Source organism: Xanthobacter cornucopiae (genome assembly GCF_043195065.2).
Taxonomy (GTDB): domain Bacteria; phylum Pseudomonadota; class Alphaproteobacteria; order Rhizobiales; family Xanthobacteraceae; genus Xanthobacter.
In genome coordinates, this window is record NZ_CM195531.1 from 4,765,421 (window position 1) to 4,780,104 (window position 14,684).

Annotated in this window: 13 protein-coding genes; 3 read left to right on the top strand and 10 right to left on the bottom strand. The window is 71.7% G+C overall.

Annotated elements, in window-relative coordinates:
• Positions 1–8: 8 nt before the first annotated feature.
• Positions 9–1,313, top strand: coding sequence for an NtaA/DmoA family FMN-dependent monooxygenase (locus tag V5F53_RS20960; RefSeq protein ID WP_393995587.1), 1,305 nt, complete (start codon positions 9–11; stop codon positions 1,311–1,313).
• A 17-nt stretch (positions 1,314–1,330) separates the two neighbouring features.
• Here V5F53_RS20960 and V5F53_RS20965 read toward each other — a convergent pair whose 3' ends face one another.
• The 9 genes from V5F53_RS20965 to V5F53_RS21005 all read right to left on the bottom strand — a co-directional run bounded on the left by V5F53_RS20965 (position 1,331) and on the right by V5F53_RS21005 (position 11,195).
• Complete coding sequence (locus V5F53_RS20965; RefSeq protein WP_393995588.1) at positions 1,331–2,002, bottom strand: VIT1/CCC1 transporter family protein; 672 nt, start codon at positions 2,000–2,002, stop codon at positions 1,331–1,333.
• Positions 2,003–2,137: 135 nt separating this feature from the next.
• Positions 2,138–3,592 carry an EH signature domain-containing protein gene (locus tag V5F53_RS20970; protein WP_393995589.1) on the bottom strand — a complete coding sequence of 485 codons (1,455 nt, stop codon included), beginning with the start codon at positions 3,590–3,592 and terminating at the stop codon, positions 2,138–2,140.
• Entirely contained in the window at positions 3,589–4,476 is an 888-nt protein-coding gene (locus V5F53_RS20975) for an OmpA/MotB family protein (RefSeq protein WP_393995590.1), read from the bottom strand. Before V5F53_RS20975 ends, V5F53_RS20970 begins: the two co-directional genes overlap by 4 nt.
• Before the next feature lie 12 nt (positions 4,477–4,488).
• Entirely contained in the window at positions 4,489–6,597 is a 2,109-nt protein-coding gene (gene zorA, locus V5F53_RS20980) for an anti-phage ZorAB system protein ZorA (RefSeq protein WP_393995591.1), read from the bottom strand.
• A gap of 677 nt (positions 6,598–7,274) precedes the next feature.
• Positions 7,275–7,466, bottom strand: coding sequence for a hypothetical protein (locus V5F53_RS20985; RefSeq protein WP_393995592.1), 192 nt, complete (start codon positions 7,464–7,466; stop codon positions 7,275–7,277).
• A gap of 525 nt (positions 7,467–7,991) precedes the next feature.
• Positions 7,992–8,702, bottom strand: coding sequence for a phosphoadenylyl-sulfate reductase (locus tag V5F53_RS20990; RefSeq protein ID WP_393995593.1), 711 nt, complete (start codon positions 8,700–8,702; stop codon positions 7,992–7,994).
• 4 nt (positions 8,703–8,706) lie between these two features.
• The gene (locus tag V5F53_RS20995; RefSeq protein WP_393995594.1) at positions 8,707–9,201 is read right to left on the bottom strand and encodes a DUF934 domain-containing protein; all 495 of its coding nucleotides are present in this window, start codon (positions 9,199–9,201) and stop codon (positions 8,707–8,709) included.
• The gene (locus V5F53_RS21000) at positions 9,188–10,840 is read right to left on the bottom strand and encodes a nitrite/sulfite reductase (RefSeq protein ID WP_393995595.1); all 1,653 of its coding nucleotides are present in this window, start codon (positions 10,838–10,840) and stop codon (positions 9,188–9,190) included. Before V5F53_RS21000 ends, V5F53_RS20995 begins: the two co-directional genes overlap by 14 nt.
• Positions 10,841–10,856: 16 nt before the next feature.
• A complete protein-coding gene (locus V5F53_RS21005) occupies positions 10,857–11,195 on the bottom strand; it encodes a DUF2849 domain-containing protein (protein ID WP_393995596.1) in 339 nt (112 codons plus the stop codon).
• A gap of 246 nt (positions 11,196–11,441) precedes the next feature.
• Here V5F53_RS21005 and V5F53_RS21010 point away from each other — a divergent pair, with 246 nt between their 5' ends.
• Positions 11,442–12,245, top strand: a complete 804-nt coding sequence (locus tag V5F53_RS21010) for an enoyl-CoA hydratase/isomerase family protein (protein WP_393995597.1) — start codon at positions 11,442–11,444, stop codon at positions 12,243–12,245.
• A gap of 720 nt (positions 12,246–12,965) precedes the next feature.
• On the opposite strand, the gene V5F53_RS21015 is transcribed toward V5F53_RS21010, so the two are convergent.
• On the bottom strand, positions 12,966–13,571 hold the full coding sequence (locus V5F53_RS21015; RefSeq protein WP_393995598.1) for a protease inhibitor Inh/omp19 family protein: 606 nt from the start codon (positions 13,569–13,571) through the stop codon (positions 12,966–12,968).
• A gap of 303 nt (positions 13,572–13,874) precedes the next feature.
• Here V5F53_RS21015 and V5F53_RS21020 point away from each other — a divergent pair, with 303 nt between their 5' ends.
• Complete coding sequence (locus tag V5F53_RS21020) at positions 13,875–14,651, top strand: SDR family NAD(P)-dependent oxidoreductase (RefSeq protein WP_393995599.1); 777 nt, start codon at positions 13,875–13,877, stop codon at positions 14,649–14,651.
• Positions 14,652–14,684: the final 33 nt, after the last annotated feature.

Here is a 14,684-nt window from a genome sequence, read left to right on the forward strand (position 1 = left end):
GACGGGTGATGTCCGCCCGCAGCGACCACCTGACCCTCGTCGCGTTCGCCGACCCCAACATGTTCCACCAGGGCGATCCTGCCCGGCAGCAGGACCCGGACCGCTTCCGGTTCGACCGGTTCATCGCCCATGCCCGGCTGGCCGAGCGCGCCGGCTTCGACGCCCTGTTCAAGCCGGACTTCCTGGGCTTCGACACCCTGACGGCGGACGTGCGCCCACGCGCCGGCTTCGAGCCGCTGACGCTGCTGGCCGCCTTGTCCCAGCACACCCGGCGGGTGGGGCTGATCGTCACCGAATCCACCTCGTTCACCGAGCCCTACAATATCGCGCGCTATTTCACCTCGCTCGACAACATCACCGCCGGGCGTGCCGGCTGGAACGTGGTCACCTCCTACTATGGCGAGGAAAATTTCGGCGACGGCAGGCTGCTGCCGCTGGCCGAGCGCTACCGGCAGGCGGACGAGTTCCTGGCGGTGACCAACCGCCTGTGGAGCGGCTGGAAGCCGGGCGCGGTCTCCCACGGCCCGGACGGGCACCGCTTCGACGGCAATTTCATCACGCCGACCGATTTCGCCGGCACCTATTTCCGGGTGAAGCAGGCCCTCGACATCCCGCCGGGGCCGCAGGGCCGGCCGGTGATCGTGCAGGCCGGTGCCTCCGAGGAGGGCCTCGCATTCGCGGCCCGGCATGCCGAACTCGTGTTCGCGGCGACCCCCGATCTCGACGCCGGCCGCGCCTTCTATCGCGACCTGAAGCAGCGGGCCGAGCGGCAGGGGCGGGCCGCCGCGCAGGTGCGGGTCCTGCCTGGCCTCAACCTGTTCGTCGCCGACACCGCTGCGGCGGCGCGGGAGATCCACCAGAGCCAGTTCACGGACAAGAACCTGCTGAAATTCCGCGACAAGCTGATGCGCGAGGCGCCGCTGTTCACGCTCGGCGAACTGGACCTGGATGCCCCCGTGCCGGCCGGCGCGATCCCGAGCGAGGAGGCGCTTCAGCAGGTGGAGCGCCGGCGCAGCCGGGGCCTGCTGCTGCGCCACGCCTTCACCCGGCCGGGCGCGACCCTGCGCCAGACGCTGTCGCGCATCTATGAGTTCGGTCACCTCACCCTCATCGGCACGCCGCAGGCCGTGGCCGACGACATGGCGCTCTGGTTCGAGGCCCGGGCCGCCGACGGCTTCGTGCTCAAGGGCGGCAACGCCTTCGCGCCGGTGGTGGAGGAGGTGCTGCCGATCCTGCGCGGCAAGGGGCTGCTGAAGCCGGTGGCCGATGCCCCATCCACCTTCCGCCAGGCGGTGTTCGGCGCCGCCGCCTGAGGGCGGCGGGTCAGCGCTCAGGACAGCAGGTGGCCCATGGCGATGCCGGCCAGGGCGGCCGAGGCGGCGATCGCCAGCGTTTCCAGGGTGGCGCGCACCACCGGGCGCTTCGCCACCAGCCCGCGGCCGATGCCGAGCGCCACCAGCAGTACCGTGGTGAGGCCGAGCGAGACCAGCCGGGCGCTGTCCATGGGCAGGACGGCGAACGGCAGCACCGGCGTGAACCCGGCGAACAGGTCGGACACGAACATCCAGAAGGCGTGGGAGGCGGGGGTCGCGCCGTCGTCGGCCTCCGCCAGCTCGGTGCGCAGGCCAGCCACGGCGCGCGGCGCGCGGGCCAGCGCCTCGGCCACCCGCGTCACATCCTCCGGCGCCATGCCGCCCTGGGTCAAGGCGGAGGTGATGGCGGCGGTCTCGGTGCGCACGGCCACCGGGTCCACCGGTCCGTCGCGCCGCACGCGGCGGGCGTCGCGCACCGATTCCGCGTCGAGATAGCTCCCCGCCATCATGGAGACGGCGGCCGCCGCCGCGCCAGTGGCGCCGGCGATGAGCACGGTGCGGGGGTCGTCGGTGCTGATCGCGACGCCGAACACGAGGCCGAAGATGGAGACGGTGCCGTCCTCCATCCCGAACACCACATCGCCGATGGACGCCTTGAGCGAGGACAGGATGCGCGAAGGCACGGACATGGCTCTGTTCCCTTGGCTGGCGGCCCCGGGCCCGGCGGGCCCGCGATGGCATCCGCGATGGTAGGGCGCAATGGACCGGCGCGGTAGCGCCGCGCGATGCGGATCGCCGTGCCCGCGCGGCCGCCGGAGCGCGCTTCAGGGCGGCGCGTCGGGCGCGATGCGGACGCCGGTGATGGCGTGGATTTCCGCTGCCATGCGGGCCAGCCAGTTGTCCTGGTGGGCGAGGCTCACCACGCCGCGCGCCGCGTCGCGGCCGCCGGCGGCGGGCGTCGCCAGCGCGTCGGGCGCGTAGGACGGCTGGTAGAACCGGGGCGCGTGCGGCGCCGTATGGTCGCGCCAGATGGTGGTGGCGCCGCCGAAGGTCCATTCGGCGATCACGCCCCGCTGGCCGAGATGCAGCAGCAGTACGCCCGCGTCGGCCGCCGGCGCCCGGCTGCCGCGCTGGAAGCCGCCGAAGCTCGCGTGCTCGCCGAAGGCGCGCTTGGCCAGGTCGCCCCCCAGCGGGCCGAACACCGTCCAGGCGGCCTGGACCAGCCCGGCGTCGTACACCGCTTCCCAGAAGCGCCGGCGGGCGCGCCAGGCTTCGATGCGATCGGCCTCGCCACTTTGTGCTGCGCCGCGTGCCGCCGCCGCCGCGCCGCGCTGGCCGGCGCTGGCCGCGGTGCGGTCCCCCACCTCCAGGAACTGGCGCAGGGATTGTTCGGTCAGCCACAGGTGGACGGTTTCGGCCTCGGCCGGCAGCTCGGCCCAGGTGCCGGCGCGCGTGCGCGGGTCGCCGAACAGGGACAGCAGCAGGTCGAGGCAGGCATCGCGCGCCTGCCGTTCCGGCGGGACGCGGGCGAACGGGCGCAGCAGGGCGCGGCAGGCGCGCGCGCCCTGGTCGGGAACCGCCAGCCGGCCGTCGGGACGCACCGCCGCGGCGCGCACGATGGCGATGCGCGCCATGGCGTCGCCGCCCTGTCCGGCCTCCACCGCCGCCAGCAGCCGGATGAGGCACGCCCGCCCATAGCCGCTGGCGGCGTCGAGCGTGCCAATGCCGCCTTGCCTCAGCACCGCGACGGGGGCGGTGCGCGCGGCGAGCGCGGCTTCCGCCACCCGCCGGGGGCCGTGGTCCGGATCGAACAGGTCGAGCGCGGCGGAAAGCCCGGCCCAGGGCGGCCCCATCCGCGCCGCGTTCCGTCGCAGCAACTGGCCGGCCTCGGCCACGCCGGGCCGGGCCGGCTCGAAGCCGGTCAGCCAGGCCGAGGCGAGGGCGCGCAGCCACTGCCGGCGCGGCTGCGCGGCCAGGGCAGTGAGCACCGTGGCCAGACTGGCGGGATCGTCGGCCACAGCCGGCCGGGTCGCCCACAGGCACCAGGGGGCCGCGCGCAGCGCGCGCCGCTCCAGCGGCTGGCCGGCCCGGCAGCGCCGGATGATGGCCTCGGCGGCCTGATTGCGGTTGAGCCTCGGCGGCGGCGCCGCAAGTCCAAGCAGGTGTCCAGGCACGCGGGCCCTGGCCACCAGCGGGGTCTTGGGCAGGCCCAGCCGGGGGGCGGGCCGGCGCCCCGCGGCGCGCAGCGCCTCCTTGAGCCGGGCCACGACTTCGGTCATCGGGCCGCTCCGGGGGCGGGGGCGGGGGCGGCGCTGGCGGCGGTAAGGTGGTCGATCTGCCGCCTCATGTCGTCGGTGAGGACGCGGATGTCCTCCAGGCGGCGGCGGTTGTCCACCTCCATCACGAAACGCAGGTCGATGCGCCGGTTCACGGCCCAGGCCTCGCGGCTCTCGGCGGCATCGATGGGCCGGGTGGCGGCATAGCCGGCGACGGACAGGATGCCCTCGCCGCCCTGGTTCCGGAGGCTGCGCAGGTTCGGCGCGCCGGCGACGATGGCGCGATAGGTGTTCACCGCCCGCTCGGTGGACAATTGCCAGTTGGCGCCGTCCTCGCCGGTGCTGTCGGTGTGGCCTTCGATGAAGACGGTTTCCAGCGCCGGCCCGCCGCCGCCGGGACAGGCGAGGCCGCTGGCCGCGGCCCGGCACGCGGCGTAGGCCGGCAGCACCCGGTCCAGCACGCGGGCGATCTTGTCCACGTTGGCCCTGGCGCGCCCGGCAAGGTCGGAGCGCCCGGGCTCGAAGCGCACCGCGTCCTCGGTCAGCCGCAGCACGCCGTTGTGCCCGTCGACCTGCACCGAGAGTCCTTCGGTCCGCAGCTGGGTCTCGATGTCGAGCAGGAGCTGGCGGCGGACCTGCTGGGAGGCATCCACCAGGGCGATGGCGGAGCTGACCTGCGTGCCCAGGCCGTCGAGCTTGCGGGCCACCTCGCGCGCGACGTCGATGGCATCTTCCTGCGCGTCGGTCCGGGTGCGGAAGTCGAGCGCGAACACCATCAGCATGATGATGAAGATGAACAGCACCCCCACCATCATGTCGGTCATGGAGATGAAATAGTTCTCCCCCTCGTCGGGGGCGGAGGGGGTGGTGTCCTCAGCGCTGGACATGAGGATCTCCCGTCATTCCGCGGCCCGAGGGCGCAGGATGTCTCCCAGTTCTTCCACGGCGCTCGCCATGTCCTCGCCGTTTTCCTTGAGCTGACCGATGCAGGCGGTGAGCGTTTCCACCGCCTTGGCAAAGTTCGTGTCCATGTCGCGGGCGAACCCGGCCAAGCGCTCGTGCTGCTCGTCGGTGCCCTGGGACAGGCGCTCGAACGCCCGGCCCAGCGCCTCGTCGACGGCCTCGAAACGGGCGGCGTGGCCGCGCCAGACCCGCTCGACGGTCTCCACCTGATCGCCGAGCGCCAGCGCGAGCCGGCGGGCCTCCTCCTGGCTGGCGCCGAGCAGCGCCACCGAGCGGCCGGCGGCCTCGCCGAGCGCGGCGGTGGCGTCGGCGATGCGGGCGCCGGACTGCGCGAGGGGGGCCGAGGCCTCCCGCGCTTCCCGCACGGTCCGGTCGAAGGCTTCGGCCACCTGCCGGGCGCTGTCGGCGGCGCCACGCATGGCGCCGGCCTGGGCCGAGAGGGTGGCCTCCCCGGTCTTCAGGGCGGTGACGAAGCGGTCGACCTCGCCCCGGATCTGCGCCAGCGCGTCGGCCAGCCCGTCCTGAAGGGCGTGGGCGGCCGCGGTGGAGGCCTGGGAAACCGCCTCGGTCGCCTCCACCTGGGCGGCGGCGGCGCGGGCCCGGGTCTCGTCGATCTGCCCGGCGATGCGATCCTGAAAGCCGGACAGCAGCGCGCCGAAGCCGGCCACCTGCCCCTCGAGGCCGCCGAGCACCCGCCCCATGCTCTGCTCCAGCCGCGCCGCCGCGCCCCCGGCGGCGCTGCCGAGGCTTTCGTCGATCTTGCGATTGGCCTGATCGAAAGTCTCGCGCAGGGCGGCGACAGCCTCCATCAGGGCGGCGCGGGTCTGGTCGGAGCCCTCGCCCAGCCGGGCGCCGGCGTCGCCGACGAGCCGGTTCAGGTTCTCTGCGGCCTCGGTCATGCGGCGGCCGAAGTCGGCGCCGGAGCCGGTCAGTCCCTGCTGCAGGCGGGTGATCGCCTCCTGCATCTCCCGCAAAGTGCCGGCGAGGGCGCGCATTTCCGAGCCGGCGCCGTGCTGCAGCGATTGGGAGAACTGGCTCACCATGTCCGACATGCCGGCGCGGCTGCCATCGGAGAGGCTGTGCAGCGCCTGGCCGACGCTGGCGGTGAGAGGGGTCATGACCCGTTCCAGCGCGGCCTCCAGTCCGGCGGAGACGCCGGGGGCGACCGAGGCGCCAACCCGGGCGAGGAAATCGGCGCTGTTGATGGCCTGCAATTCTTCCACCTGGCGGGCGGCGAGATCGCGGCTCTCGGCGGCGATCTGCTGCGGCGACAGGTAGCGCACGCGCCGTTCCACCGCCTCGCAGAAGGCGGTGAAGGCCTCTTCCATGAGAATGGTGTAGACGCGGAACAGCAGCGACAGGCTGAGGGAGGCGGCGAGGCCGGCGATGGAGGTGGCGAACTTGAAGGTGGCGACCTGCAGCAGGTCGCGGGTCGCGCCCTGCATGGCGGCGGCATCGGCGCTGTTGACGGCGGCGGCCGCCTTGTTGAGGGCGAGCACCAGCCCGGCGAAGGTCAGCAGCAGGCCCAGCCCCACGAAATAGCCGGGCAGCGCCCCCATCATCTTCAGTCCGAAATATTTCTCCCGTGCCAGCGCGAGGTTGAAATAGGCCTGGGGCCGGGCAGTGCTGCGGATGACCGGCTCCCCCGGGCGGTGCACCAGGGCCTTGTCGAACTCGGCCCAGGCGTGGCCGATGAGGGGGCTCTTCTCCAGCGCCGCGCGGGCGGCGGCGTAGCCGGCGCTGAAGCCGGCCCTGTCGCCGGCCGCCTCGACCCGGCGCCGCAGGCCGGACAGGGTGAGGCGGAGCACCAGCACATGCAGCACCAGGAAGGCGACGGCGAAGCCGGCGGCCAGGGCGCCGAGGCCGAACGCCAGAGCGAAGGCATAGGCCCGTGTTCCCACCGCCTCCACGTCGCCATGCAGCGCCCGCGCGGTGGTGGCCCAGAAGTCCGCCTCCGCCGGAAGCGGAAACAGCCAGTGCAAGCCGAGGCAGGTCCCGAGAACCAGGGCCCAGAACAGGCCGACGCGCCCGATTGGCTTCACCATCCCCATCAACGTCCTCAACCCCCTGGCCCGCCTCGCGCCTGGGGGCGCGCGGGGGCGGATGATGGCACCATGCGCGGTGGAACAGAACCCCGCCGCGTCAAATCCGCCGGCCCGGGTGCGGCGCGGCCGGGTTCCCGGCGTTGCGGTGTGGCCTGCCCGACGGCGCCGATGTCCCGCGCTTCAAGGGCACGCGCGCCCCCGGGCGGGTGACCTGCGGAGCGGGGACCCGCGCGCCGCCGATGAGGCCGCCTGACGGAGCGCCGGCTGGGGCCGGATGCTGGATGCGAGGCCATGGATGTGACGTCACCGAGCGGGTGTGATTCGCCGTCGCGCGACCGCATCCGGCGCCGTGCCTTGCGGTGGCCGAGGGGCGAAAGCGGAGGCCATTGGCGGTTCGCGTCGCGCGTCTCGCAGGAGCTGTCGCCCACAGCCGTGTCACGGGATGGGGCGCCGACCGCCCCGCCCCGTGGTGGCGGGAGGCGCGCGGAGTGCGCCCGTGCCGGGTGAACGCTCGCGTTCCGGCTGCTTGGCCGGTGGCGCGCAGGGGGCTGGGCGGATCGTCCCGGGCGGAACCCACGTTGCAAAGGGGGCAAGGGCCTCAAGGGCCGCGCCCGACCGGCTGTGATCGCGGTGCGAGGCGTTCCGCCGGCCTCCGTCCGGTTCCGGGGGCTGTGCCCTCAGGGCTGGCGAGGGCGGTACTCTCCAGTGACCGGGTCGCGCTCCAGGGGTATGGCCTTCAGTTCTCCGGCGGCATCGGTGGCGCGCTGCTGCTCCATGCGCGCGCTGGCGCGCCGCGCCCCGTTGGCGATCACCTTCACGAGGGTCGCGGCACCGAGGGCACCGAGGGCGACGATGATCAGCGGCGGCACAGGTGTTCTCCTCAAAAACTGCGGAGGCGGAGCGCCCCGGCCGGGCGGTTGCCGGTGCGGGAGTCGCGAGACCCGGTTCCGCGCGGCGGCTCACGGAACGGGCCCGAGGGTGTCATTTCGACGCATGCTTCCAGCGCGGCGTGGTGCGCGTGCCGAACATGCCCGAAGGCGTGTCCGGCCGCATCGACCTTTGCCAATCGCTCAAGACTCTTCAACGTGTGGACGGTTCACGCGAAACCGTCCACTTGCCCGCCCGGACGGCCCGAGGCTGGACCGGAGCGGCGGGCGCCTACCCTCAACATTTTCATCCTACCGGTTTTAAGCCGGCTCCGCATCCCGTTTCACGTGCGGCTTTCGCGCGCCGGGGGCAGGGGCATGGCCTCCGCGAGAGCCGAGCCCGGCGGCTGGTGTCGCGGGACGAGGGGGAGGATAAGAGGCCCCCGGGCCTGGAGGTGTCCGCCGCTGCTCCCGTTCCCTTGGTCTCGACCGCTGCGCCGGCGCCCGGTCCGCCTCGTCTCAGGCGGCCTAAATGCCTTCGCCCATGTGGATGCCGCACTCGGTCTTGGCGCGGCCGCGCCAGCGGCCGGCGCGGGGGTCCTCCCCCGGCTTCACGCGGGTGGTGCAGGGCATGCAGCCGATGGACAGGAAGCCGTGCTTCTCCAGCGGATGATGGGGCAGGCCGTGGCTGTCCATATAGGCGATGAGGTCGTCGCGGCCCATGGTGGCGAGCGGGTTGAACTTGACCCGTGCCCCGTCCACCTCCACCACCGGAATGGCGGAGCGGGTCTGCGCCTGGTAGCGCTTGCGGCCGTTGATCCAGGCGGTATAGGGCCCGAGCGCGCGGGCCAGCGGCTCCACCTTGCGCAGGGCACAGCAGGCGTCCGGATCCTCCGACCACAGGCCGCTCTCCGCGTCCTTGGCCGCCAGTGCCTCCGGGTCGGGGGTGAAGGTGAGCACCTGGGTCAGGCCCAGCACCTCGATCAGCAGGTCGCGATAGGCCAGGGTTTCCGGAAACAGGTGCCCGGTGTCCAGGAACAGCACCGGCGCGTCTTTTCGCACCTGGGATAGGAGGTGCAGCAACACCACCGATTCCGTGCCGAAGGAGGACACCGCGGCGATGCGGCCGGGGAATAGCGCCAGGGCGATCTCGATGATCTTGGCCGGGGCGCTCTCGCGCAGCGCCGTGTCGAGGGCCGGGATGTCGAGGGTGAAGGGGGGGCGGTCAATGGCGTTCATGGCATCATCCCTCCACCGCGGCCCGCGCCTCGGCGACGGTGCGCCGGCCCTCGCCGGTGGGCTGGTAGAACACCGTATAGCTGGCGAGCGCGGCGGAGAAGGCCTCCGCGTCCGCCTCCTTCTCCAGCTCAAAGGCGTCGAAGCCGGAGCGCACCATCATCAACACCTGGTCGCGCAGCACATTGCCGGTGGCGCGCAGTTCGCCCTTGAAGCCGTAGCGCTCGCGCAGCAGCCGGGCCTGGCTGAAGGCGCGGCCGTCGCGGAACTTGGGGAAGCTCAGCGCCACCAGCGACAGGCGGGACAGGTAGGGCTGAAGCTCCGCCACGTCGCGGGCATTGGGCCAGGCGACGCCGATCTCGCCATTGCGCAGGGCGAGCGCATCGGCCTCCGCCAGGAAGCGTTCGGCGGAAACGATCACCGGGCCATCGGGCAGGGCCGCGTCATCGGCGACACGGATGAAGGCGTCGGCGGCGGTCGCCCCGGACTTAACGAGGGGCATAGGCGCGCTCCTTGAAGGGTTCGATGCCAAGCCGCTCCACCGCCGCGATGAAGGTCTCGGCGGACGAGCTGCGCAGCTCAAGATAGGTCTCCACCAGCCGTTCCACCGTATCGACGATCTCGGTCTCGGGAATGGCCGGGCCCAGCAGCTCGCCCAGGCGGGCCTTGGAATTGCCCTTGCCGCCCAGGGAGATCTGGAAGAATTCCTCGTCCTTCTTCTCCACCCCGAGAATGCCGATGTGGCCGATGTGGTGATGGCCGCAGGCGTTGATGCACCCGGAGATGTTCACATGCAGCCGGCCGATGTCGGCGATGCGGGCCGGGTCGGCGAACCGCTCGGTGAGCTTCTGGGCGATGGGGATGGAGCGGGTGTTGGCCAGCGAGCAATAATCGAGGCCGGGGCAGGAGATGATGTCGGTGACGAGGCCCACGTTGGGGGTCGCCACGCCGAGCGCGTCGAGCGCCTTCCACAGCGCCGGCAGGTCCTTCTGCCGGACGTGCGGGAAGGTGAGGTTCTGCTCGTGGGCGACGCGGATCTCGCCATAGGCATAGCGATCCGCAAGGTCGGCGATCGCCTCCATCTGGTCGGCGGTGCAGTCGCCCGGCGGGCCGCCCACCGGCTTCAGCGACAGGGTGACGATGGCGTGGCCGGGCACCTTGTGGGCGGCGATGGCATTGGCGTGCCAGCGGGCGAAGGCCGGGTCGGCGAGCGCCGCGGCGAGCTCCGCCGGCTGGTCCGCGAGGGGCTCGAAGGCGGGGGTCACGAAGCGGTCGGCGATGGCGTCGATGGCGGCCTGGTCGAGCTTCAGGGCGCCCTCGCGGATCTCCTGCCACTCGGCTTCCACCTTGCGGGCGAAGGCCTCGGTGCCCAGCTCGTGCACCTGGATCTTGATGCGTGCCTTGTAGATGTTGTCGCGCCGCCCGCCCAGATTGTAGGTGCGCAGGATTGCTTCCAGATAGGACAGGAGGTCCTCTTTCGGCAGGAACTCGCGGATGGTCTTGCCGATATAGGGCGAGCGGCCGAGCCCGCCGCCGACGATCACCTCGAACCCGGTCTGGCCGTCGCGCCGGTGCAGGCGCAGGCCGACGTCATGGACGCGGATGGCGGCGCGGTCGTGCCGGGCGGCGGTGATGGCGATCTTGAACTTGCGCGGCAGGTAGGTGAATTCGGGATGCAGCGTCGACCACTGGCGGATGATCTCCGCATAGAGGCGCGGGTCCTCGATCTCGTCGCGGGCGGCGCCGGCGAAGGCGTCGGTGGTGGTGTTGCGGATGCAGTTGCCCGAGGTCTGGATGCCGTGGATGCCCACCGCGGCCAGGTCCGCCATGGCGTCCGGCAGCTCGGCGAGCTTGATCCAGTTGAACTGGATGTTCTGGCGGGTGGTGAAATGCCCGTAGCCGCGGTCATAGCGCCGGGCCACGGCCGCCAGCGCCTTGAGCTGGGTGGAATTGAGCGTGCCATAGGGAATGCACACCCGCAGCATGTAGGCGTGCAGCTGCAGGTATACGCCGTTCATGAGGCGCAGCGGCTTGAACTCTTCCTCGTTCAGCGCGCCGGAGAGGCGGCGGGCGACCTGATCGCGGAACTCGGCGACGCGCTCCTCAAGGAAGGCGCGGTCGAACTCGTCATAGACGTACATAGCACACACGCTTTCTTCAGGCCGCGCCGGCAGCGGAGGAGTGGGGCGCGACGGCATAGGCCACGGTGGGGCCCTCGACCCGGATGCGCTCACGCAGATTGGCGGGCGCGGCCCGCCCGTCGGCGGTGAGGGAGACGGCGGCGGCATAGGCGCCCACCGCCGTGTTCTCGTCCTGGTGGGCGCGGGCGAGCAGCGCCTGCACCTCGTCGCCGGTGGTGGCGACGGCGGCGTCGGCAATGGACAGGCTCCAGGCGCCGTCGGCATCGAGCCACACCACCACGCCGTCGGCGAGGCGGTTGGCCGTGACGGCGGTCGGGCCGGAGATCTTCAGCTTGCGTTGCAGCGGCGAGGTCATCCCATCCGGCTCCGTCGATCAAAACCTGACAAATTCAGTATGATTTACACTATAATTCATCGTGGTTCTAAAGTAAAATATCGAATCTTGATGTGCAATATCAAAAATAAACACTCATTTTTCGTAAAATAAAGCGGGCTCCATCGGCGGGCGGCCACTTGCTGGGGCCCGCCGGCGCGGTGCAGGCTGCGGCCAGGGCGGGGCGTGCGGACCCGCTTCCGAGAGAGGAACGCCAAGGAAACCCGAATGACCGATCCCGTGTCTTCACCCTCGCCTGTCCTGGTTCAGGTCACCGATGGCATCGCCCGCATCCGCTTCAACCGCCCGGAGGTGCTCAACGCCCTCGACGAAGCCACCATACTGGCATGGAAGGCTGCCGTGGACCGGGTGGCCAATGACGACAGCGTGCGTGTGGTGGTGCTGTCGGGGGAAGGGCGGGCCTTCCTCGCCGGTGGCGACGTCGGCCGTTTTCATGCGGCGGGCGCGTCGGCGCCGCAAGTGGTGGCGTCCATCATCGATCCGTTTCACCACACGCTGCTGACCCTGGCGGGCCTGCCGGCGCCAGTGGTGGCCAGCGTGCATGGCGCCGTGGCGGGTGCCGGCCTGTCGGTGGCGCTGGCGGCCGACCTGGTGATCGCCGCCGACGATGCCAAGTTCACCATGGCCTATACCCGCATCGGCACCACTCCGGACGGGTCGGGCACCTTTTCCTTGCCGCGCGTGGTGGGGCTGCGCAAGGCGCTGGAGCTCACCTTGCTGTCCGACGTGGTGGACGCCGCCGAGGCGCTGCGGCTGGGGCTCGTGAACACGGTGGTGGCGGGCGCGGACCTGGGGGCGCAGACCGATGCCCTGGCGCGGCGCCTCGCCTCCGGGCCCACCCAGGCCTATGGGCGGATCAAGCATCTGCTGCGGGCGTCTTTCTCCCACACCCTGTCGGAGCAGCTCCACGCCGAACGCGAGGCCTTCATCGCCAGCGCCGGCACGCGCGATTTCGCGGAGGGTGTCGCCGCTTTCGTGGGCAAGAGGCCGGCCCGGTTCGAGGGGCGCTGACCGGCGCCGGCCGGGCCATTCCGCAGCGGCGGGGTGGCCGTGCCTATTTCACATTTAAAACTGCTCGATTGACAAATTCACCAATATCAAGCACGTTCATGGAAAATATGGATCTATGGACATGCTCTCGTCGCGTGCACAGCTGGTTCGGGACAGCATCTTCTTCGCGCTGTCCTATGGGGTGATCGTGGTCGCCATCCTCTTCGGCTGACTGCGGTGCTCCGGTCTCGGCCGTCGCCGAAGCGGCGGCTTCGGCGTGCCGCGCGGTCGCGGCGCGCCGGGTCTTCCCTGCCCCCCACTTCCGCTCCGCGCCAGAACGCGGGGCGCCTCCGAAGGCCTTGCCGCGGGCGTCCCCGCCCGCGCGGCGAGAGCGCAGGCCCGCGCGGCCGGTGTCCCGGCATATGTCGCGGAGTGCCCATGTCTGCGGCAGGGGCATGGGTGCGCCGGCCGGCGGCCGCGCGAGGGGGGGCGCTGTGTCTTGTCCGTGTGGCCGGGAGTGGGGTGGCGGTGCCGCGTCCCGTCGGCACGCTCCAGCCGGTGCGCTCTTCTGGACGCAGACGCCGCGCGGGCGGCGAGGCCGCGCGCGTGGCCTGCCGGGGCGCTCCGGGCATGGCGCCGCCGTGCGCGCCTTGCCCGGAGGTCCGCTTCACCGGGGGCGGGCGAAGGCGGGCGCGGACGGCGCATCCCGCGGACCGCGTGCCGCCCGTCGGCGGCGCCGGCTCAGCGCATGAGGACCACGGGCTGCCCGGTTTCGGAGATGGCGCCCATGTAGCGGTTGGGGCCGGCTGGCTGGAGGCGGGCGGTGACCTTGCCCTGGTGGTTCTGGAGCACGAGGTCTGGGCCCATCATGTCCCAGCCCTTGGTCATGAAGATCTCGCTCGGGCAGGAGACATCGGCCTGGGCCGACATGCCGCTGAGGCCGCGCGTGGTGGAGAGGGTGATCGGACAGCTGCTGTGCCCGTTGTCCCAGCTGAAGGTCCAGGCGCCGGACGCCTGACCCTTGGCGGCGGTGGGGGCATAGGCCGTTCCACCGGGATTGACCGGCGGCGGGGTGAGCGGCACCGCATTGGCGGTGGGGCGCGGGGCGATGGCCTCGGCGGCGGACGCCGACCGGGTCGGCGCGGGCGCGACGATCGGCGCCGTCTCCACTGCGCCGGTGGGCGCGGCGAGGGCCGGGTCGGCCTCCACGCGGTTGCCGGCGATGGCAGACGGCTTGGTTCCGAAACCGTCAAGCTCGGTGCTGCAGCCGGCCAGGGCCACGGCGAAACTCGCGACGGCCAGGACGGGTCCCGCTCCCGGCCGCACCTTGCGCCATACAAACTGCATCAACACTCCCCGGACGCGCCCCGCAACCCAGGATCGCCACCGCGGCCGGCCCGGGGGACGGCGCGCCTTGAACCCCATCGACGTTCGGATCGCAGCCTGTCCGAAAACTTGGCCGGCTTCGAGACGGCTGCGTACGCCGCAAACTTTCCGCAGAACATGGCAGCAGCAAGGCTGCGGCATTACTTATCTACCGCCTTTCGCCGGCGGATGGACGCAAGCGCCGTGCCGCGTTATCCAGCGGGCTGCGTCCGTCCGCCTTTCGACTCATCTCCCCCGATCCGGGCGATCCCGCAGGAGTAGGACATGACCCAGTTGCTCGACCCCAGGACGCTGACCGTTCTCATCACCGGCGCCACCTCCGGCATCGGCGCCGCCACGGCGCATCGCTTCGCCGCGGCCGGCGCCAAGGTGATCGCCCTCGGCCGCCGCGCCGAGCGCCTGGCCGAGCTGAAGGCGCCCTATGGCGACCTGATCCACACGGCGGTGCTCGACACCCGCGACCTGAAGGCGACCGAAGAGCTGCTGGCCAACCTCCCGGAGCCGTTTCGCGCCTATAACGTGGTGTTCGCCAATGCCGGCCTCGCCCAGGGCCTGGAGCCGGCCCAGGAGGCGAAGATCGCCGATTGGGACATCATGGTGGATACCAACATCAGCGGCCTGCTCTACACCGTCCGCACCACCCTGCCGGCCATGGTGGCGCGGGGCGAGGGGCATGTGGTGCTCACCGGCTCCATCGCCGGCGATTATTCCTACCCGGGCGCGAACGTGTACGGTGCCACCAAGGCGTTTGTGAAGCAGTTCGCGCTCAACCTGTGGTCCGACGTGGCGGGCACCGGCGTGCGCGTGACCAATATCGAGCCGGGCCTCACCGAGACCGAATTCTCGGTGGTGCGCTTCCATGGCGACAAGGACCGCGCCGACACGGTCTATGCCGGCGCCCAGCCGATGACGGGGGAGGACATCGCCGAGCAGGTGTTCTTCGCCACCACCTTGCCGCGGCATGTGAACATCACCCGCATCCAGGCCATGGCGTCGCAGCAGACGTTCGGGCCGCTGGCCGTGAAGCGCCGGCCGGCGTGAGCCCCGGCCGTCGGCCGGCGTGACGGGACGAAC